Raw genomic sequence first — 19,535 nt, forward strand, 5'->3', positions numbered from 1 at the left:
CCTAGTAGCGTGTAAACGAGTGCCCCGGTGGAATGGACGAACGTGTGATTACGGTACCGATGGGAGAGATGCGGGCGATTAAGTCGCTCGACGCCAAGCTATCGGTATGAGCCAGCAGACACCGCCCGAGAGAGAGCCCGGCCGGTACGGGAAAGACGAGAGCCTTCGGAGCCGCGACGTGACCGAGGGCGCCGACCGCGCTCCCCATCGGGCGATGTTCCGCGCGATGGGGTTCGACGACGAGGATCTCTCCTCGCCGATCGTCGGCGTGCCGAACCCCGCCGCCGACATCACGCCGTGTAACGTCCATCTGGACGACGTTGCGGATTCGGCGATCGATGGGATCGACGAGGCCGGCGGGATGCCGATCGAGTTCGGCACCGTCACTATCTCCGATGCGATCTCGATGGGGACCGAGGGAATGAAAGCCAGCCTCATCTCCCGGGAGGTCATCGCCGATTCCGTCGAGTTGGTCTCCTTCGGCGAGCGGATGGACGCTCTGGTGACCGTCGCCGGCTGTGACAAGAACCTCCCCGGCATGATGATGGCCTCGATCCGGACGGATCTGCCCTCGGTGTTCCTCTACGGCGGGTCGATCATGCCCGGCGAGCACGACGGCCGCGACGTGACGATCGTGCAGGTCTTCGAGGGTGTCGGCGCCTACGCCCAAGGCGAGATGAGCGGCGAGGAACTCGACGACCTCGAGCGACACGCCTGCCCGGGTGCGGGCTCGTGTGGCGGGATGTTCACCGCGAACACGATGGCCTCCATCTCCGAGGCGCTCGGGCTCGCGCCGCTGGGGAGCGCCTCCGCCCCCGCCGAGGACCACGAACGCTACGCGATCGCCCGCCGGGCGGGCGAGCTTGCCGTCGACGTCGTCGAGGCCGACCGCCGCCCCTCCGACATCATCTCCAAGCGGTCCTTCGAGAACGCCATCGCCCTGCAGACCGCCATCGGCGGCTCGACGAACGGCGTGTTGCACCTGCTGGCCCTCGCCGCCGAGGCGGGCGTCGAGCTCTCTATCGAGGAGTTCGACGAGATCTCGAGGCGGACGCCGAAGATCGCCGACCTCCAGCCCGGCGGCGACCGCGTGATGAACGATCTCCACGAGATCGGCGGCGTGCCGGTCGTCGTCCGGCGGCTGCTCGAGGCCGACCTGTTCCACGGCGACGCGATGACGGTCACCGGCCGGACGATCGAGGAGGAACTCGCCGTTCTCGAGGAGGAACACGGCCTCCCCACCGACGAGGAGATCGAGGCGGAGTTCCTCTACACGGTCGAAGAACCCAAGCAGGCCGAGGGCGCGATCAAGATCCTCGAGGGCAACCTCGCGCCCGACGGCGCCGTGTTGAAAGTGACCGGCGACGACGAGTTCTACCACGAAGGCCCGGCCCGGATCTTCGAGAACGAGGAGGACGCGATGGCCTACGTCCAGGGAGGCGACATCGAGTCGGGCGACGTCATCGTCATCAGAAACGAGGGCCCGAAGGGTGGCCCCGGGATGCGGGAGATGCTCGGTGTCACCGCCGCCGTCGTCGGCGCAGGCCACGAGGACGACGTGGCACTGCTCACCGACGGGCGCTTCTCCGGTGGAACCCGTGGCCCGATGATCGGCCACGTCGCCCCCGAGGCGTTCGTCGGCGGTCCCATCGCCGCCCTCGAGGACGGCGATCACGTCACCGTCGACATCCCAGATCGAACCCTCGAGGTCGACCTCCCCGAGGCGGAACTCGAGGCCCGCCTCGACGCGTTCGAACAGCCCGCCCCCGCCTACGACGGCGGCGTCCTCCGGAAGTACGGCGACGCGTTCGGCTCCGCCGCCAACGGCGCGGTCACGAACCCCGGCGTCAAACGCGACGAGTAAGTAGCTGACGGCGGACTCAGTCGTCGGCCGGTGCGGTGTCGGTTCCCGACCCCGTCTCGCCCGGAACGGCCTCGTCGCTTCCTGCTTCGAGCGCCTCGACGAGCAACTCGGCGACGTCGACGATCTCGATCGACGCCTCGAAACCGCCCGTCTTGCGGCCGTCCTCGTACATCGTCATGCACATCGGACAAGCGACGACGAACTTCTCGACCGCGCGGCCGGCGTCGGTGTCCTCCAGCGCCTCCCGGAGACGCTCCTCGCTCGGTTTTTCCTCCTCCTCAAGTTCCATCCACAGCCCGCCCCCGCCGCCCCCACAGCAGAAACTGTTCGCCCGGTTGCGCGGCATCTCGTGGAGTTCACACCCCGTCGCCCGGATCAGCTCCCGCGGCGCCTCGTACTCGTCGTTGTACCGGCCCAAGTGACACGGGTCGTGGTACGTCACCGTGTAGTCGAGTTCGGTCCCGTCCAACCCGAGTCGGCCCGCCCCCACCAACTCCTCGACGGCCTGCGTCCAGTGGTACACGTCGATCTCGCCGTCGGCGTTCCACGAGCCCTCGACGTCGAACTCCATCATCGGGTCGTCCGCGAACGCCTCGAAATCGACCTCCGGGTACTCGTTTTTGAACGTGTTGTACGAGTGTGGGTCCGTACAGACGATCGTCTCGAACTCGCAGGCCTCGAAGGAGTCGATCAGCGTCCCCGCCTGCTCGATGTAGAGGAACTCCTCGCCGACGCGACGGACGTCGTTGCCGTCGTACACCTCCTCGTCGTAGAGGATCCCGACCTCGACGTCGGCCGCCTCGAAGATCTTCGCCAGCGACCGGGCGACCTTCTTGTTGCGGTCGTCGTAGGAGGGGTAATCGCCGACGTACCACAGGTACTCCACCTCCGTCTCGCGGGCGTCGGCCACCTCGAATTCGAGGTCGTCGGTCCACTCGCCCCGGGCGGACGGCGACTCGCCGAAGGTGTTGCCCTTCGTCATCACGTTCTGGAAGACGTCTTGGAGGCTCGGCTGGATGTCGCCCTGGTCGGTCAGTTGGCGGTTCAATCGCGTGAAGCTCTTGAGGTGTTCGATCTCGACGGGGCAGGCGTCCATACAGGCCATACACGACATACACGACTCCATCGTCGAGCGGTCGATGACGCCGCCGTCGGCGACGATTTCCTTGGTGTCGCCGCCCTCCCGTTCGAGCGATTCCCGGTACGCCTTCAGGTCGAGGATGACGTCTCTGGGATCGAGCGGCCGCCCGGAGGCCTTCGCCGGACAGACCGACGAACAGCGACCGCACTTGGTGCAGGCGTCCTGGTCGAGCAACTCCTTCCAGGAGAAATCGTCGATCGACTCGGCGTTGGTGGCGTCGAGGTCCGCGGGGACGCCGGGCAGGCGGGCGCCCGCCTTCTCGTCTCTCGTGACGACGTTGGCGAATGACGAGAGCATATGGAAGGGTTTGGCGTAGGGGATGGCGGCGATGAAGAGAAACGCCAACAGGGCGTGAGACCACCACGCCAGCGGGTAGACGGTGGCTGCCATCGCGGCGTCGACGCCGAGGCCGGCGAGTCCGATCGCCGTTGCGGTGCCGACGAAGCTGACGGGTTCGACGGTGGGGATCGCCTCGCCGGAGCCGAGGATGCGCAGTCCCTCGAGCAGGAAGCCGCCGGCCCCGAGCGCGAACAGCGACCACACGAGGAAGTCGTCCTCCCAGTCGGTGTGTTTGCCGTGGAGACGGTCGGTGCGGGCGACGTAGCGCCGCCAGATAGCGATCGAGAGGCCGGCGACGAACAGCAGTCCGAGCGCGTCGGTGACGAGTTGATAGGAGAGATAGAACTCGCCGACCCAGAAGGACTGCCGATCGCCGAGGGCGACGGTGAGCACGCGGTACCACTCGTCGATAAAGAGGATCGTGGTGGCGATCAACAGCGCGAGAAATCCCCAGAGGATGAACGCGTGCATGAGGCCGCCGACCAGATCGCGGTTGAACTGCTTTTCGTTGGAGCCGACGATCTTCGCGGCGGCGGCGATCCGACCCGGGAGGTCGTCGAGGCGGTCGAACCAGTCGTCGGTACCGCGGGCGTAGCGGGCGAAGCGGTCGTACGTGCCGTAGGCGAAGACGACGACGGCGACGGTCGCGAGGAAATAAAAGAGGGCCTTCTCGTGCGTGGAGATGAGCCAGAAGGTCTCGCGGGTGACTTCCTCGCCCTGGAGTGGAACCACCGGGGGCATACGAAGGAGACCGGATGGGACCCGCTTAAGCTTTATTACACGGTCGTTCGTTACTGGACCAGCGGCGCGAGCGCCGCGAGGCCCAACGCCGCCGCGACGACGAACGCACCCGCGTCGGGCCGCGAGAACCGCATCCCGGGCAACGTCGGGTTCCACGAGAAACACCGCGCCCGCAGCGCGAGCGAGAACCGATCAGCCCGTTCGACGGCGCGGCCCAACGCCGCGACGGCGAGGGTACTCATCCGCTCGGGGACCGGGCGCTCGGTCCCGAGCCGCGACCGGTGGGCGTCCCGGATCCTCGCGAGGTCGGCCTGCAGGACCGGCAGGAACCGAAAGACGAACGCGACGCCCAGCCCGAGGAACTGCCCCGTCCGTCCCGGGACCGTCCGCTGGATGGCCGCCCGCGAATCCCGGACGGGCGTGGTGCGGACGTAAGCCGCGGCGACGACCACCACGAGCAGGGTGCGGTAGCCGGCGAGCGCGGGTGTGACGGCGTCGGCGGGGACGAACCCGCCCCAGTCGAACCCCTCGATCAGCGGGGCGGCGACGACAAAGGGCACGACGAACCGGAGTTCCCAAAGCGCCCGCCGGGGGTCGGTACGGGCGAGCGCCAACACGAGCCCCGTCACGGCCGTCAGCGCTGCCAGACCCCGCGGCGTCGTGTGGGCGAAGGCGGCCGCCGCGAACCCGACTTGGACAGCGAGCTTCGAGCGGGGGTCGAGTCGGTGAGCGAGGGAGTCACCCGGCTCGTAGCTCAACACGGCCGGACGCCGAACTTGGCGAGCCGTTCGTCCGCCGGGCTGTCGGTTTCGATCGCGACCGTCCCCCCGGAGAGCACGGCGATGCGGTCGGCGAGGTCGCCCACCTCCCCGAGGTCGTGTGTGACGACGATCACGCTCGTCCCCGCCGCCGAGAGCGCCTCCAGCCGCCGGTGGACCGACCGCCGCGCCGGGTGATCGAGCCCCCCGAAGGGCTCGTCGAGCACGAGGTGGTCGGGTTCCATGGCGAGCGCGCCCGCGATCGCGACGCGAGCCTGTTGGCCCCCCGAGAGCCGGTCGATGCGAGCCCCACGGCGGTCGGCCATCCCCACGGCTTCGAGGGCCGCCCCGACCCGGCGGTCGATCTCCTCGCGGTCCAACCCCAGGTTCTCCGGACCGAAGGCGACGTCCGCGCCGACGGTCGCGGCGACGAAACAGTCCCGAGGGTTCTGAAACACCATGCCGACGGACGTGCGGGCCGCGACAGGGTTCTCAGAGACATCGATCCCGTCGACGCGGACGCTCCCCGACTCGGGCTCGAGGAGTCCGTTGAACTGGCGGACGAGCGTCGTCTTCCCGGAGCCGTTCGCCCCCGCGACGACGAGGAACTCGCCGTCAGCGATCCGGATTGACAGCCCCTCGAGGACCGTCGTGTCGCCGCGTTCGGCCCGGAGGTCCCGGACCGTTATCATGCGGCGCCCATCGCGTCGCTCCTGAGTATCCCGATCGCCGCAGCCATCTTCGCCGCTTCGGCGGGGAGGAAGACGGCCGCCCCCGTGATCACGGCGGTTCGGAGCGTCATATCGAGGTTCCACCACAGGAACGGGACGCCGATCCCGTAGATGACGACCGTGGCGGCGACCATCGCTGCGAGCATCCGGACGACCGGCGTTTCGGCGAGCGACCCCACTCGGAGCCCCCCGTGGGCGATCGCACCGACGACGGCGGCCGCGACGGCGTACGAGAGCAGATACCCGCCCGTCGGGCCGAGCAACACGCCAATCCCGGCCCCGCCGCCCGCGAACACCGGCGCGCCGACCGCCCCGGCGAGGAGATACAGCACCATCGACGCACCGCCCCACAGCGGGCCGAGGAACAGCCCGGCGAGAAAGACTCCGAGTACCTGCAGCGTGACCGGGGCTGGCGACAGCGGATAGGGAAACGAGACGTACGAGAACGCGCCCATAAGCGCGGCAAAGAGCGCCGCACGCGCGATGTTTCCGGCTGTTTCGTCGCCGACGAGTTCCACGTCGGCCGCCGTCGAGCTGTTCATACCGTGGCGTGCTTGTCAACGATAATTAGTGTACTGGTTGACGGACGCTCCGGTCGGCTCCCGACCCGTAGGCTCGCAGTCCCGAACGCGACACGAACAGCAGCAGCCACGAGGCGCCGACACTCCCGATCGTCAGGACGGTCGCTCCGGTACTGGAACGTGCCGTCTGCCCGCGGCTGTCGCTATCGGGCGTTGTAGGGTCGGGAAGCCCGGGAACGAACGGCTCAGCCGCTAATGAACTTGTTGTCGCGCCAGTTGACGGTGTTTTCGGACTCGCGTTCCTGTGGATCGTCGACGACCTCGACGTTCGCGGATCGCTCCTCGCCGTCGACGATCTGAACCGCCTTGAGATCGTCGTCGACGGCGGCGATCGCGGTCAGCGTTCCCTTCTCCGCGAACTTCGCGAGACCACAGAGGACTTCGAACATCGGATACTGCAGCGCGGTGTTCTGGAGTACGGTCTCGCGGTCGCCTTTGAAACAGGCGTACTCGACGAGTTTCGAGTTGATTTCCGGTTCCTGTTCTTGCATCTGGGTGCCGTCGCTGAAATTCCCCCACTGTGGGCTGTCGTCGTCATCGTCACCGATCGAGGCCCCGGCGTCCGGTTCCGGCGGCGTCTCCTGCCAGCCGTCCTCGGTCTCGTAGAGCCGATTTTCGGTGATGCTCGCCTTCAGCTGTGCCGTCGGGGTGTACTTCGAAATGTTGTCCTCGGCGGCGACAGCGCTAACGATGAGCGTGTTGTTTCGTCTTGTCACGTCGACGTCCTCGATTTCGACCGGTAGCTCGTACCCATCGAAGAACTCGTGGACGTCTTCGAGTTGCAGTTCCAGCGTCGAGTGAAGTCTGTATACGCGACTGGTCATAGTATCCCTGTCCCACAGCGGGGGTAGCGTGGTCCCCTGGCGCGAGTGGTCCACTGTAATATACGAGTTCATCACATATATCACCTGTCCTTCGATACGTGTGTCAGTGACACCCGTCCCCTCTCCGACGGTGTTCGACGCTCACCGGACGATCGGCGGTCAGCGCTCCTCGGCCCACGGTCGTTCGTCGAGGGAACATACCGGCCGGAAAGTTAAGCAGCCAGGGGGCGTACCATACATCGATGACAGACGATTATCAGGTGACGGTCGTCGGTGGCGGCCCGGCCGGGCTGACGGCGGCACTGTACGCGACCCGACTCGGACACGACACCGCGGTCATCAACCGCGGAGGCGGTCGCGCGGCGATGATGCTCGATACACACAACGTCATCGGCGTCACCGAAGACACCTCCGGCAACGAGTTCCTCGCGACGGCGATCGAACAGGTCCAAGAGTACGGCGGCGACTACGTCCAGGACCTGGTCACCGACATCGAACCGCTCGGCGACGACGAGGGGTTTCGGGTCACCGCCGGCAACACCGAGGTGACCACCGACCACGTCGTCCTCGCGACGGGCTTTTCGGACACGCGGCCGGACCCGCCGCTGCCCCGAACCGGGATGGGGCTGCACTGGTGTCTGCATTGTGATGCCTACATGTTCGTCGACGAACCGGTGTACGTGATGGGGACGGGGGATTCGGCCGCCCACGTCGCGATGATCATGCTGAACTTCACGCCCGACGTCGACATCCTCACCCGCGGCGACGACATCGAGTGGTCCGCGGAGACCGCCGAGACTCTCGAGAACCACCCGATCGACGTGATTCACGAGGACGTCGTCGGCATGGAAAAAAACGACGACGGCTGGCTCTCGGCGTTCGAGTTCGAGGACGGCACCGTCCGAGAGTACCGCGGCGGCTTCCCGATGTACGGCGCGGAGTACAACACCGACCTCGCGGAGTCGCTGGGCGTCGAATTGAACGACGACGGCACTGTCGCGGTCGACGACCACGGCCGGACGAGCGTCGACGGCGTCTACGCCGTCGGCGACGTGACGCCCGGACACAACCAGATCCCGACGGCGATGGGCGAGGGCGCCCGCTGTGGGATCGGCAACCACTACGACCTCCGGGCGTTCCCCCGCGACCTCGAGGCGATCGCCGAGCGCGGCCCCGTCACCGAGGCGGACGTGCCGGCGATTTCCGAGGAACTGCTGGCCCACGCCGTCGCCCACGAGGGCCACCCCGGCGGGCCGCGCGAGGAGCCCTCGGTCGCCAGCGACGACTGACACAGCCCCGCTGCCGAAGCCGTGTCCCGAAATATAACTCCCGGAGACATCTTCTGGAGGTGTTCGTCCTCGCGCTCGCGAGGCAGCCGCTGGCGGTCGGTTCCCCTCGACCGAGGACGTGCCCGAACGGGTGTCGGTGGCGCCCGTCGAGGCCGGTGGGCTGGCTACCGATCCGCGCTGTCGGCCCCTGTGTCCTCGATGTGGTCGGCGACCGCCCCGATCGCGTCGAAGCCGTGGACCTCTCCTTTTAGTTCCGGTACGACCGCCAGCGGTTGCGAGAGCCGCTCGCGTGCGCTCTCGATTCGGTCTCGGTGGCGCCGATGGCGGCTCTGGCACCGCTCGCAGTCCGGCGAGGGATCCTCGAGCACTCTGTTGACGACGGCTCCACCGACGGGGACGTCGCAGGCGTCGAGCTCCGAGAGGAGTCGTTCGCTCTCGAGGATCGCCATCTCCTCCGGGACGAGCACGACCCGGAACTCCGTGCGGTCGGGGTCCCGAAGCGTCGCCCCGACGCGGGCCATCCGTTCCTGTACCGCCCCGAGATCGAGGTCGGGGCCGTCGTCGTCCGCGTCGCCGTCGTCGTCACCGGTCCCAAGGAACCCTCGGACGGACTCGGCGAGACTCGACACCTGCGATTTGACGGTCAGGAGCTTTCCCGCGGCCGACTCCATCACGTCCGGCAACTGCAACAGCCGAAGCGTGTGGCCCGTCGGCGCGGTGTCGAAGACGATACACTCGTATCGGGGGTCGTCCATGAAGTCGACGAAGAGATCCATCGCCGCCGCCTCGTCGGTTCCGGGGGCGACGCCGGCCTCGATGACGTCGTCGAGGTCGTCCCCGTCGAGGGTGATACCGAGGTCCTCGAGGTCTTCGAGGGCGGCGCCGATCTGCCCCCGGTACCGGCCGATCCGGTCTTCGGGATCGATCTCGACGGCCCACAACTCGAGCCCTTCGCGGACTCGCGTCGGTTCGGCCCCGATCGGCGCGTCGAAGACGTCCGACAGCGAGTGGGCCGGGTCGGTCGACACGACGAGCGTCGGCGTCCCCGTCCGAGCACGGCCGAGCGCGGTCGCGGCCGCACAGGTCGTCTTGCCGACGCCGCCTTTCCCGCCGTAGAGTACGTACTCGCTCACGGTCGTACTGCGGCGCTTGGCGACAAAAGCCTCCCGTCGAACCGAGGCGCTTGTAATGAGGGCACCCGAACCCGGGGTATGGACGATCCCGATACAGGGGCTGCCCCCGGGCGCGTCGTCGTGTCGGGCGGCGGCGTCGCCGGACTGAGCGCCGGTACGTTCCTCGCCCGGGCGGGGTTCGATACAGTCGTGTTGAGCGGCGGCGAGTCGATCCTTCGGCGGAACGCACACCTCGAGAACGTCCCGGGGTTTCCGGCCGGCGTCAACCCCCGGCTGTTCGCCGACCTGCTCGAACGCGGGGCCGAACGGGGCGGCTGTCTCCTGGAGGAAGGACGCGTCGTCGGGCTTCGCCCCGACGACGGCGAGTTTCGGGTTCGGGTCGACCCCGACACCGGCGGTGGCGACAGCGGTGGCGACGCCGCAACGCTCGTCGCGGACTCCGTGCTCGCGGCGTCGTGGAGCGATCCCGAGTATCTCCGTGGGATCGACGCCGTCGGCCTCGTCGATCTCGGCTCGAAGACCTACGTCGACGTCGACGAGGGGGGTCGGACGGGCGTCGAGGGGCTGTACGCCGCCGGCCGGCTCGCCGGGAAGGCCCACCAGACAGTCGTCTGTGCGGGTCACGGCGCCGAGGTCGCGTTGGCACTGATCGAGGACTCCGAGGTCCCCTTCTATCACGACTGGGTCGCCCCGGAGGGCTACTTCACCGATCGGGGACGCGAAGTGCCGCCCGGCTGCGAGGAGATCGACGCCGAGGAGCGCCGCCGCCGCGAGCGCGAGTCGATGGCGGTGATGGCCGAGGCGTTCGAGACGCCGCACGGTGACGAGCCGACGGCGCACCCGAGCCTCAGTGAGGAGGGCGCGGAGTAGAGAACGCGGGGCGACGCGTTCGGCCTACTTTATCGTGACGTGCTCGCTGTCCTTGTTGAGCGCCAGATTCGTCGCGATCTCGGCGTTCCGGACGGCGTACTGGGCGGTCTGGCCGAGGCTGACGAGCACCTCCCGCACGCGCAGGAGGTCCTCGTTCGGCATCTCCTCTAGATCGTCGAGGATCTCGATCTCGCGGTTTCTGATCTCCGCAAAGAGGTTCCGCGTCTCTATCGCCATGTCGTAATCGCGATGGACCGCGGCTCCGACTCCGAGTTCGGTGATCTCGTTGACTTGGTCGGTGAACTCCCGGATGCGCCGCATCGTGGCGCTGTCGACGTTGAGCGTGTGGCCCTCGGTCTCGAGGACGATCTCGGCGATATCCTCGGCGTTGTCGGCGGTCAACTCGAGGTTCTTCGCGATCGAACGGTAGCCGATGAGCGGAAAGCCCGAGTCGAGACCGACCGCCCGCGCGAGGTTGGGGTTCTGGTAGGCGGTGAAGATGAGCCGCAACAGGAGAACGAAGATCTTGTTCGCCTGGCGTTCGCGGTTCAGCGCCCGCTGTGCGAGATCGGGGTTGCCGTGGGCGAGCGCCTTGATCCCCTCGTTCCGCATGGTCGACCCCGTCGATTCGAGCCGCTCGAGGAGGTTATCCAGCGTGAAGTCTTCCGGGTCGACCGAACACCGGATGGCGATCCGCTCGGGCGTTTCCTCGATGACGCCGAGACCCATCAGTTGCGTCTCGGCGTTGTAGACGGCGTTGATCTGTGCGGAGTCGAGAGTCCCGCCGCTTTCGACCTCGACGTGGATGATCCGACGACCGAGCACGTACTGGGCGACGATGGCGCGCTCGACGGAGTCAGCGTCGAGGTTCTGGGCGTGGATGACCGCCTCGCTCTCCTCTTTTTGTACCGATTCGGGCATGACGGTCAGGGTCCCCTTGCTGCCCATCCGGAGCGACACCTCGTCGCCCTTCTCGACGCTTTGCTCGCTCGCCCACTCCGCGGGCAGCGTCATTGCGAGCGTCGACGGCCCCAACCGCTGTACCTTTCGTGTCTCCATATGCCTGCAAATGTTTTGCTATAACTTAATATTCACTATATATTTAACACAATCGTCAAAGGTAGTTATATACGTTGGGGGAAGGCCGGCGGTCGGGAACGCCGCGATCCGAGATCGGCGGATGGGCGTTCCCGCGGGCCGGAGCGGGCACACGCTCGGCCGTCCCCCGGGTTCCGTCCGTCCAGAGTACATATATACGCGCCCGCCCAACAACCTCGCGTGTCAGACCACTTCGATGGCGGGGGACTCGAGGCGGACGACATCGACGACACGCCCACGGTGACGTGCTCCCGATGCGAGGCGGAGTGGGACCTCGAGTACGAACTCGATACGCTTCGGGTCGGCAACCGGGCCCTCGAGCGGTTCGCGCTCGATCACAAGCGCCACGCCGGACACTTTCCCGACGAGGTCCTACCGTGGTGTGTCGCCTGCGAACAGTGCCCGGACGCCGACGAGTTTCTCACCGAGCGCCCGGCGCGCCGCTGGGCGGAGACCCACGCCCGCCACACTGGCCACGAGGTGTCGCTCCGCCACGCCGACGGCGGATCGACGACCGTCGACGCCGAGACGGATCGGTGAACGCCGCCAATCGCCCGCCCCGAGTGCCGTTTCGAGGGCCGGTATATTTTTATACCGATGCGGCAACAGCTAGCATGCAACCGGACGTGTCGCCCGGCCAACGCCAACAGGCACTCCGGAGATGGGAAGGAGCGCGCCCGAACGCGTGCCCGGCGGCGGCGACCGACCGTTTTCGACATCTCGAGTACACAGCCCCACGGCCACCCACGACGCGGTGATCCGCCTCGAGGGTCGGCTCACCGTTCTCGGAACCCCTCGAGGGCGTACTCCAGCATCTCCGTGCCGACCGACCGGAACTCCTCGCGTTCGGCCTCGCCGAGCAACCCGCGGACGCTGTTCCAGGACTCCTTCGCGTAGCGCTCGTCACAGAGCACCCGGATCCCGCGCTCGCCGGGACCGCGGATGACCCGTCCGACGGCCTGTCTGGCCTTCCGGACGGCCGGCACCGCCAGAGCGTACTTGAACCCGGCGTCGGACGCCGACGCGCCCGAGGCGCCGTCCGGGCTCCGCCCGGAGGTGCCCCCGAAAGCCCGATCGTAGGCGGTCCGGACCGCGCGGGTCCGGGGGCTGGCGGTGTTGATGATTGGGACGCCGCAGACGATCGCGGCCGAGAGCCGGTCGCCGCGGTAGTCGACGCCCTCCGTGAGCGTCCCGCGGAGGCTCGTCACCAGCACCTTCGGCTCCCCCTCGAAGAACTCGCGTTTCAGCCGCTCGGTCGCCGTATCGTCAGTCGCCTCGTCGACCAAGACCGGCTTGTCGAGCTCCGAGAGCGTCTCGGCGGCCCACTCGGCCTCCCGGTAGGAGGGCATCCCGACCAACACGTTGCCCGGCGACGCCGCGACCTGTCGGATCGCCCGGGCGTGGGCCCGCCGCGTCGGCGTCGTCTCGTCGACGTCGCCGCGGTTCTCGTAGGTGAACTTCGGGGCGGCCAGCGCGAAGGAGGCGCGGTTCTCCTCGGGAAACTCGAGACCGTAGGTCCGCTCGACGACGGGGCGGCCGGTCTCGGACTCGAGGTGCTCGAGCCCTGTCACCTCGGTGAATACCTCGAGGGGCTCGAGAGTTGCGCTCATCAACACCCCGCCGCCGAACTCGTCGAGCCGATCGCCGATCGCCCCCGCCGGCAGGCAGTTGTGGAGGCTGTAGGTCGCGGTGTAGGCCCGCTTCCACGACCCGGTTGGGCGGGTGTCGTCCCAGGTCCGTTCCAGTTCGATCTCCCGGAAGTAGTCGGTGTGATCCGCGGCGTGCCACTGCGTGAGCGTCCGCCCTACCGGCGGCGCGGCGCGGCGTTTGTCCTCCTCTTCGAGCGTGTCGAGGACCCGCCCCGCGACCGCACACACGCTCTCGGCGCGGTCCCAGACCCGCGCGTCGAAGCCGTTGTGCCCGGCCCACCGCGTCAGTTCGTCCGTTCCCGGCCGCTCGGGATCACGGAGCGGGATCTCGCGGTCCTCGAGGTCGGGGAGGCGCTCTTCCCATCCGGGGCGGCCCTCGTCGAGGTGGCCGGTTACGCGGTCGTCGAGCCGATCGAGCAGCGCCGTCAGGAACCGCCGCGTGTCCCGGAGTTCGCCGACGGTCACGTCCGATTCCGAAAGCGCCTCCCGGATCGTTTCGGCCCTTTCCTTTGCCTCGTCGCCGTACTGCGTTCCGGCGCCGGCCTCCTCGACCGCCGCTACCGGCTCGATCACGCGGGAGAGCTCGGTTTCGGCGTCCGAGAGCGCCCGGTCGGAGACGCCGTCGCCGACGAGGTCTCTGACCCGCGGTTCGAGCATATGTGCCTCATCGCAGACGACGAACGTCTTCTCGTCGATGAGGCCGCCGGTGAAGGATTCGACCGTCGTCGGATCGAAGGCGTGATAGTAGTTGCCGACGAGCACTTCGACGTTCGGCAAAAGCGCGCCCATCACCGAATGCGGGCAACTGCCGTGGCCGGCCGAGAGCCGGATCAACTCGTCGGTGCCGATGAGACCGCGGTCGGTCGGGTCGAAGGGGACGGCCTCGATCGGGTCGCCCTCCTCGGGCAGGTCCTCGAGAAAGCCCGCATAGAACGGGCAGTACTCGGTTCCTCCTTCGGAATCGGGGGTTTCCTCGGGGTACGGCGTCGGCTCGCCGGCGGCCTCGAGGAAGTCGGCCCCGTCGCCCGAATCGGCCAGCCCGACCTGCTGGCTCCTCGCGGCCCCCGCGAGCGAGGCGGCGGTCGTCTCGCCGTCGGCCAGCCCCCGGGTCCGCTCGCGGAGGCCCTCACAGCGCTCGTAGACGTTCGCGTCGTCGATGCCGCCCGCCCCCGCGACGTTGTACGGGCAGACGTCGGCTTTCCCCACGAGCGTCATCGCCGAGACCGGCCGCCACTCGTCGGGGAGGTTCGCGTTGATCGTCCGGAGGTCGGCCTCGAACTGTTTGAGTTGCTGTTTGACGCTCGTCAGCACGAAGACGCGCTCGAACGACGAGTCGGGGTCTCTAACCAACGAGAGCCCCGCGGTGAGCGCGAGCATCGTCTTGCCGGTGCCGCAGGCGCCCTCCAGGGCCAGAAAGCCCGACTCGACGGCGGTGTCGATCGCGGTTTCGATGCCGTCGACTTGGTCGTCGTAGGGCTCGTCGTGGCCGAAGATCGTCCGCCACTCGGGGTCCGGGGACACGAACGGAACTGACTCGGCTTCACTTAAAGACGTATCGACCACCCCCCTCGTCGGCTGGGGTCGGGGGACCGACCGGCGATCCACGGTGGCGACCCGTCCCGGTTGGCTTATCGGGCGCCGCTACCTACCCGGCGCATGGAGTTCGACGTCGAGTCCTGGCGGGAGGAGCTCGTATCGTACCGCGAACAGAAAGACGAGCAGTTCGAGGTGCCGCACTCCTCGCCGCTCGGCCCGGAGGGACGCAAGGAGTTCGACGGCATCGAGTACTTCGAGCCTGACCCCGACTATCGCGTCGAGACAACGGTCGAGCTCGACGGGAGCGACGAGACGGTCGCGATGGAGACGACGGCCGACGGCGAACAGCTCTACGAACGGACGGCGCGGCTACACTTCGAGGTGCCGAACGCCAGCGGAGAGCCGACCGAGGGGACCCTCGTCGGCTACACCCGCGTCGACCAAGACGAGGGGTCGCTGTTCGTTCCGTTCCGCGACAAGACGACGGGCCAACAGACCTACCCGGCGGGTCGGTACATCGAACTACACTACGAGGGGGCGCTCGATGACGGCGAGACGTTCCCGCTCGATTTTAACCTCGCGTACAACCCCTTTTGTGCGTACGCCGCCGCCTACGAGTGCCCGCTGCCGCCACGGGAGAACTGGCTCGAAATAGCGATCCCGGCCGGCGAGCGATACGAGGAGTGAGAGCGCTACCGGGGCGTCGCTTCGGGCGTCAGTAGTATCCGAGCGCCGACAGCTGTTCGCGCGTCGCCTCGGAGACACCGTCCCCCTCGATCGGCTCTCGGATCTCGTCGGCGTCGAGAGTAGCCGGGCCGCCGGTCGAATCGGGCGCCTTCGGCCCGAAAGCAGTGTCGACGGCGCCGGGGTCGATCGCCGGCCCCAACTCGACGGCGCCCGCTTCCGGAATCCGGCAGGCGGTCGCCGTTAGCCCCCATCGGTACCACTTCTCGACGCTGCCGGGGCGTTCGGGGTCCGCAACGTACACCGCGCGGCTCGTTGCGGTGTAGGGTTCGACCCGGTCGCAGGCACGCTCGAACCGTTCGCGAAGCTCGCCCGTGACGGGCTGTTTCGTCGCGTAGACGGTGTCCGCCGCGAACCCACACGAGCGGTCGACTCGCCCGAGTGCGACCTCCGGGAACGCCGTCAGCGCGGCGGGCCGATCGATCCGGCGCGGATCGGTCTGCCCGGGTGCACTGACGACGAGTGGAACGTGCAACAGCGATTCGCTCATCGGCACAATATGCGATACCGCCCGCGGTTCGCCCGGGAGGAGACCGCGTTCGCCGAACCCATCGCCGTGATCGCCACAGATCACGACGAGTGTCTCCGAGAACGATCCCCGTCGCTCGAGCGTCCCGATGAGCTCCTGGACGATCGCGTCGTCTTGTCTGATCCCGCCGTCGTACAGCGATTCGAGCGCATCGAGCTCCTCGAAGGAACGCTCGCCGCCGTGAAACGCCCACTCCCAGCGAACCGGCAAAGAGTGCTGTATCTCGCGCGCTCGACCGTCGCCCCATCGGTCGAACTCCGCGCGTGGTTCGAAGGGCCGGTGGGCGTCCATGAGGTTCACGCAGGCGGCCCAGGGACCGTCCCGGTCGTCGAGCCACGAGACGAACGCGTCGACGTAGTAGAAGCCGTCCGGGCCGGGATTCGATGACGTCGTGTCGTAGCGGTCGTCGTACGCCTCGGGGACCGTCCGAACCGTCCCGAACGCCTCGTTCAGACCGACGTCGTGGGCGGCGACGAACCCGTTTTCGGTGAACAGCCCCGTCTCGTACCCGCCGTCCTCGAGTGCGTCGAATACCGTGTTGCCCGGGCGGAGCCGGTCGTGGACAGTGACGCGGTGTTCGTGCGTTTCGAGGCCGGTGAAGAGACTCACGTGGCTCGGCAGACTCCAGTTCGAGGGCGCCCGCGCCTGGGTGTAGACGGTCGCGCGGTCGGCGAAGGACCGAAGAAACGGCGTCGTCTCCCGCTCGTAGCCGTACAGCGAACAGTTCCGCGCTCGCACGGAGTCGAGGACGACCAGGAGGACGTTCGGCTCGTCAGTCGGATCGGGCATATTCGAGTCCCGCCTGACGCGCTCATATCCGTTTATATGTGCCGACTGGTCGGGAACATAGCGGTATCGAGCGGTTCGTACTGCTCCATTCGTTCCGGCGCGGGTGACCGGGAGATCACCTATAGTAACCATCGCAAGTGATTACACATCGATCGCACTGCCATCGTGCGATCGAGTGTGCAGTGTCTTCCGATCGCTACTATAGCCCGCTAACGCCGTAGAAAAGCGTATGCCGCCGCGGCCCAACGGTTCGGCATGGAGATAGTGTCGGTCGCCGCGGTCGCCGAAAACGGCGTGATCGGCCGCGACGGCGAACTCCCCTGGGAGTCGATCCCCGTGGACAAACGACAGTACCGCGAACGGGTCGCCGACGGGCCGGTGATCCTCGGCCGGCGAACGTTCGAGTCGATGCGAGAGGACCTACCGGGGCGGGCACAGGTCGTCTTGAGCCGAACGGAGCGGTCCTACAACGTCGCCACCGCCCGCCACGCCGCCGACGTCGATGCGGCGCTGGAAGTCGCTGCGTCGCTCGGCTACCCGAGCGTCTACGTCCTCGGCGGGGGCGAGGTGTACGAGTTGCTTCAACCCCACGTCGACCGAATGGCGCTGAGCCGTGTCCACGGCAGCTACGACGGCGACAGCCACTACCCGGAGTGGGACGCCGACGAGTGGGAACTCGAGCGCGAGACGCCGTACGATCGGTTCACGTTGGAGGAGTGGCGGCGGATCGGGCGATGACCGCGCGGCGGCGTCCCAATCCACGGCGGCGTCGGGGCAGAACGACCCCGGCGGGGCGACCGGGCCGACCTACGGGACCACACCGACCGTCAGAAGCGTCCCGTACTCGCGGTAACGTTCGATCATGTCCGTCCGGCGCTCCCACTCGTCCGTCGGGAACTCGCTTTCCGGGGGGATCTCCGTCTCGCGGTCGGGGATCGTGTCCTGTTCGGCGACGTGGAAGCCGGCCTCGCGGAACGCCTCGCGGTACTCCCCGTAGTCCCACCGCGTCATTTCGATCGAGATGTTCTCCTGCCACCCGTGGGTGTGGACGTTCTCCTCGAAGTAGTTGACGGCACAGTAGAACGTGCCGCCGGGCCGGAGGACGCGCCGGAGTTCACACAGCGTGCTGTGAGGATCGGGCGCGTAGTAGAACGCCTCCATCGAGAACGCGTGGTCGACGCTGTCGTCGACGAAGGGTAGCGAGTCGAAGTCGCCGAGGACGTAGCCCACCGCCGGGTCGTCGGTGTAGCTCCGGGCGTTGCGCACCATCTCGGGCGCGCCGTCGAGGCCGTAAACGCGGGCGGCATCCGTCGCTTCCCGGAGCGCCCGGCCGGCGTAGCCGCTGCCACAGCCCAGATCGAGGACCGTCTCGCCCGCCTCGACGGGCATCCGCGCGAGGGCGTGCTTCGCTGTGTGCCAGTGTCGCCGTTCCATCCCGCGGTCGCGGCCGTCGGCCGCCCACGCGTCGAACTCCGCACGAACGCTCATAGCTGGAACACGGCCCGAAGGGATTAAACGGCCCCGATCGGGCGCGAGCCGTCGCGGTGTGGGGGCGGCCGCTTCGACAGCCGCCCCGGGCGGTAGAATTAGTACGGACCGTATACATCCTCTCAGCGGCGGTGTTCAGATAAGGATGAAGGGTGAGGCGGTGCGTTTTTTGAGTGTCTATGCCAGAAAACGCCCGCCTCAACGACAATTTAGACGAGATCGACTTAGAGTTTGTTGAACGAGAAGCGACACCACGATTTCTGATGAAGCTTAGTATTCAGCTCCATCTCGCTGGATTATCACTTTCGAATACTGTTTCTATTCTTGAATTATTTGGTGTCAATCGTGCTCGGTCAACTGTGCATATACTGACGGCTAAACTTATTTGTGTATAGAGCTTGTTTTTACGGTATGGACTACTTGGAGAAGATCACTGTTGACGAACTCCAAGAGATTTTAGCCGAAGTTGATGAAAAGAAACCAGTTCAGAGAATTCTTGCCGGTATCGCCTACAAGGACGGTGTCGAGCAGCAGACAATTGCGGAGCGGCATGATGTCCATCCAAACACGGTTCGTAACTGGCTGATCCGACTCGAACGGCTCGACTCAGAGCCGTTCGAGTCGGTCGTCTACGATGATCCTCGCCCCGGCCAATCACGCGAACTTGACGAAGCTGACCACGACCAATTCATCGAAGCTCTCCACGATTCTCCCAAAGAAGTTGGACTTGATGCGCGTGCGTGGACGGTTCCGCTAGCCCAGCAGTATCTTGAAGATGAGTTCGATATTGAGTACTGCCGCCGTCATATCCGGCGATTGATGTCCGAGGCCGGGCTGTCCTGGAAGACAGCCCGGCCAGAGTACGTCAAAGCTGATGAACGAGCTCAGGATGCGTTCCGCAAAGGCTTCAAAAAAAGACGGACGATCTGGACGACGACTACACAATCATAGCAATCGACCAGACACGCCAAGAGATCACGACGGATCTTGTCCACGCGTGGTTTCCAGAAAAAACGCGCCCGACACTCCCGGTGTCGGGCGCGTGGGAGAGTCTCAAACTGCTGGGCGGTGTCACCGCCAGCGGTGACACCTTCTTTCTGAAGTGTGAAGACAACTTTACCGCTGACATCACGACGCGGTTACTGGACGCACTCCAGACCGAGTTCGGCGAGAAAATCTGTGTTGTCCTGGACAATGCCCCGTATTTCGCGGCGAACGATGTCCACGACTACGTTGAAGACACACCGATCGAACTGTGCCACCTTCCGCGGGGTTCACCGGAGCTGAACCCCGCGGAAGGGTGCTGGCAGAAACTCAATCAGCGGCTTGGTAACCAACTTTTCGAAGAACTTGATGAACTGAGAGAAGCCGTCTTCGATGCGCTTGCGTCTATAGACCCACCAAACATCTATAATTATCTCTGTCCGTGAG

17 protein-coding genes and 1 pseudogene are annotated in these 19,535 nt (G+C 66.6%); 8 read left to right on the plus strand and 10 right to left on the minus strand.

Annotated elements, in window-relative coordinates; all coding sequences use genetic code 11:
- Positions 1–106: 106 nt before the first annotated feature.
- Positions 107–1,864, plus strand: coding sequence for a dihydroxy-acid dehydratase (gene ilvD / locus NMLP_RS02560; protein WP_015408566.1), 1,758 nt, complete (start codon positions 107–109; stop codon positions 1,862–1,864).
- Positions 1,865–1,880: 16 nt separating this feature from the next.
- On the opposite strand, the gene NMLP_RS02565 is transcribed toward ilvD, so the two are convergent.
- The 5 genes from NMLP_RS02565 to NMLP_RS02585 all read right to left on the minus strand — a co-directional run bounded on the left by NMLP_RS02565 (position 1,881) and on the right by NMLP_RS02585 (position 6,979).
- On the minus strand, positions 1,881–4,085 hold the full coding sequence (locus NMLP_RS02565; protein ID WP_015408567.1) for a (Fe-S)-binding protein: 2,205 nt from the start codon (positions 4,083–4,085) through the stop codon (positions 1,881–1,883).
- A gap of 50 nt (positions 4,086–4,135) precedes the next feature.
- Positions 4,136–4,846, minus strand: a complete 711-nt coding sequence (locus NMLP_RS02570; RefSeq protein WP_015408568.1) for an energy-coupling factor transporter transmembrane component T family protein — start codon at positions 4,844–4,846, stop codon at positions 4,136–4,138.
- The gene (locus NMLP_RS02575; protein ID WP_015408569.1) at positions 4,840–5,535 is read right to left on the minus strand and encodes an energy-coupling factor ABC transporter ATP-binding protein; all 696 of its coding nucleotides are present in this window, start codon (positions 5,533–5,535) and stop codon (positions 4,840–4,842) included. Before NMLP_RS02575 ends, NMLP_RS02570 begins: the two co-directional genes overlap by 7 nt.
- Complete coding sequence (locus NMLP_RS02580; protein ID WP_015408570.1) at positions 5,532–6,116, minus strand: biotin transporter BioY; 585 nt, start codon at positions 6,114–6,116, stop codon at positions 5,532–5,534. Before NMLP_RS02580 ends, NMLP_RS02575 begins: the two co-directional genes overlap by 4 nt.
- 224 nt (positions 6,117–6,340) lie before the next feature.
- Positions 6,341–6,979: a DUF7110 family protein gene (locus tag NMLP_RS02585; RefSeq protein WP_015408571.1), complete on the minus strand. Its 639-nt coding sequence runs from the start codon at positions 6,977–6,979 to the stop codon at positions 6,341–6,343.
- 242 nt (positions 6,980–7,221) lie between these two features.
- On the opposite strand from NMLP_RS02585, the gene NMLP_RS02590 reads away from it, so the two are divergent.
- Positions 7,222–8,268, plus strand: a complete 1,047-nt coding sequence (locus NMLP_RS02590; protein WP_015408572.1) for an NAD(P)/FAD-dependent oxidoreductase — start codon at positions 7,222–7,224, stop codon at positions 8,266–8,268.
- 164 nt (positions 8,269–8,432) lie between these two features.
- Here the strand turns inward: NMLP_RS02590 and NMLP_RS14690 are convergent, their stop codons facing one another.
- A complete protein-coding gene (locus NMLP_RS14690; RefSeq protein WP_015408573.1) occupies positions 8,433–9,401 on the minus strand; it encodes an ArsA family ATPase in 969 nt (322 codons plus the stop codon).
- A 78-nt stretch (positions 9,402–9,479) separates the two neighbouring features.
- Between NMLP_RS14690 and NMLP_RS14960 the strand changes: the two genes are divergently transcribed.
- Positions 9,480–10,271: an FAD-binding protein gene (locus NMLP_RS14960; RefSeq protein ID WP_015408574.1), complete on the plus strand. Its 792-nt coding sequence runs from the start codon at positions 9,480–9,482 to the stop codon at positions 10,269–10,271.
- Between the two features lie 24 nt (positions 10,272–10,295).
- Here the strand turns inward: NMLP_RS14960 and NMLP_RS02605 are convergent, their stop codons facing one another.
- Complete coding sequence (locus NMLP_RS02605; RefSeq protein ID WP_015408575.1) at positions 10,296–11,330, minus strand: phosphate signaling complex PhoU family protein; 1,035 nt, start codon at positions 11,328–11,330, stop codon at positions 10,296–10,298.
- 219 nt (positions 11,331–11,549) lie between these two features.
- Between NMLP_RS02605 and NMLP_RS02610 the strand changes: the two genes are divergently transcribed.
- Entirely contained in the window at positions 11,550–11,909 is a 360-nt protein-coding gene (locus NMLP_RS02610) for a hypothetical protein (RefSeq protein WP_015408576.1), read from the plus strand.
- Positions 11,910–12,145: 236 nt separating this feature from the next.
- Here the strand turns inward: NMLP_RS02610 and NMLP_RS02615 are convergent, their stop codons facing one another.
- Positions 12,146–14,539, minus strand: coding sequence for an ATP-dependent DNA helicase (locus tag NMLP_RS02615; protein ID WP_049926045.1), 2,394 nt, complete (start codon positions 14,537–14,539; stop codon positions 12,146–12,148).
- Between the two features lie 135 nt (positions 14,540–14,674).
- Between NMLP_RS02615 and NMLP_RS02620 the strand changes: the two genes are divergently transcribed.
- Positions 14,675–15,241: a DUF1684 domain-containing protein gene (locus tag NMLP_RS02620; RefSeq protein WP_015408578.1), complete on the plus strand. Its 567-nt coding sequence runs from the start codon at positions 14,675–14,677 to the stop codon at positions 15,239–15,241.
- 28 nt (positions 15,242–15,269) lie between these two features.
- Here the strand turns inward: NMLP_RS02620 and NMLP_RS02625 are convergent, their stop codons facing one another.
- The gene (locus NMLP_RS02625) at positions 15,270–16,616 is read right to left on the minus strand and encodes a sulfatase (protein WP_015408579.1); all 1,347 of its coding nucleotides are present in this window, start codon (positions 16,614–16,616) and stop codon (positions 15,270–15,272) included.
- 255 nt (positions 16,617–16,871) lie between these two features.
- Here NMLP_RS02625 and NMLP_RS02630 point away from each other — a divergent pair, with 255 nt between their 5' ends.
- Positions 16,872–17,354 carry a dihydrofolate reductase gene (locus NMLP_RS02630; RefSeq protein WP_015408580.1) on the plus strand — a complete coding sequence of 161 codons (483 nt, stop codon included), beginning with the start codon at positions 16,872–16,874 and terminating at the stop codon, positions 17,352–17,354.
- 69 nt (positions 17,355–17,423) lie between these two features.
- On the opposite strand, the gene NMLP_RS02635 is transcribed toward NMLP_RS02630, so the two are convergent.
- Complete coding sequence (locus NMLP_RS02635; protein ID WP_015408581.1) at positions 17,424–18,104, minus strand: class I SAM-dependent methyltransferase; 681 nt, start codon at positions 18,102–18,104, stop codon at positions 17,424–17,426.
- 179 nt (positions 18,105–18,283) lie between these two features.
- Between NMLP_RS02635 and NMLP_RS14025 the strand changes: the two are divergent.
- Positions 18,284–18,469, plus strand: a pseudogene (locus NMLP_RS14025) (IS6 family transposase); the annotation flags it as partial.
- A gap of 46 nt (positions 18,470–18,515) precedes the next feature.
- A protein-coding gene (locus tag NMLP_RS14695) for an IS630-like element ISNamo14 family transposase (RefSeq protein ID WP_015408582.1) occupies positions 18,516–19,534 on the plus strand; the annotation gives its coding sequence in 2 pieces (ribosomal slippage) (positions 18,516–19,014 and positions 19,014–19,534; 1,020 coding nt in all).
- The last annotated feature ends 1 nt before the right edge of the window (position 19,535 follow it).

The sequence above is a fragment of the Natronomonas moolapensis 8.8.11 genome, assembly GCF_000591055.1.
In the GTDB taxonomy this organism is placed as follows: domain Archaea; phylum Halobacteriota; class Halobacteria; order Halobacteriales; family Haloarculaceae; genus Natronomonas; species Natronomonas moolapensis.

Coding starts and splice junctions, on each gene's coding strand:
- ilvD (WP_015408566.1), top strand. CDS start 107: ATGAGCCAGCAGACACCGCCCGAGAGAGAGCCCGGCCGGTACGGGAAA.
- NMLP_RS02565 (WP_015408567.1), bottom strand. CDS start 4,085: ATGCCCCCGGTGGTTCCACTCCAGGGCGAGGAAGTCACCCGCGAGACC.
- NMLP_RS02575 (WP_015408569.1), bottom strand. CDS start 5,535: ATGATAACGGTCCGGGACCTCCGGGCCGAACGCGGCGACACGACGGTC.
- NMLP_RS02580 (WP_015408570.1), bottom strand. CDS start 6,116: ATGAACAGCTCGACGGCGGCCGACGTGGAACTCGTCGGCGACGAAACA.
- NMLP_RS02585 (WP_015408571.1), bottom strand. CDS start 6,979: ATGACCAGTCGCGTATACAGACTTCACTCGACGCTGGAACTGCAACTC.
- NMLP_RS02590 (WP_015408572.1), top strand. CDS start 7,222: ATGACAGACGATTATCAGGTGACGGTCGTCGGTGGCGGCCCGGCCGGG.
- NMLP_RS14960 (WP_015408574.1), top strand. CDS start 9,480: ATGGACGATCCCGATACAGGGGCTGCCCCCGGGCGCGTCGTCGTGTCG.
- NMLP_RS02605 (WP_015408575.1), bottom strand. CDS start 11,330: ATGGAGACACGAAAGGTACAGCGGTTGGGGCCGTCGACGCTCGCAATG.
- NMLP_RS02620 (WP_015408578.1), top strand. CDS start 14,675: ATGGAGTTCGACGTCGAGTCCTGGCGGGAGGAGCTCGTATCGTACCGC.
- NMLP_RS02625 (WP_015408579.1), bottom strand. CDS start 16,616: ATGCCCGATCCGACTGACGAGCCGAACGTCCTCCTGGTCGTCCTCGAC.
- NMLP_RS02630 (WP_015408580.1), top strand. CDS start 16,872: ATGGAGATAGTGTCGGTCGCCGCGGTCGCCGAAAACGGCGTGATCGGC.
- NMLP_RS02635 (WP_015408581.1), bottom strand. CDS start 18,104: ATGAGCGTTCGTGCGGAGTTCGACGCGTGGGCGGCCGACGGCCGCGAC.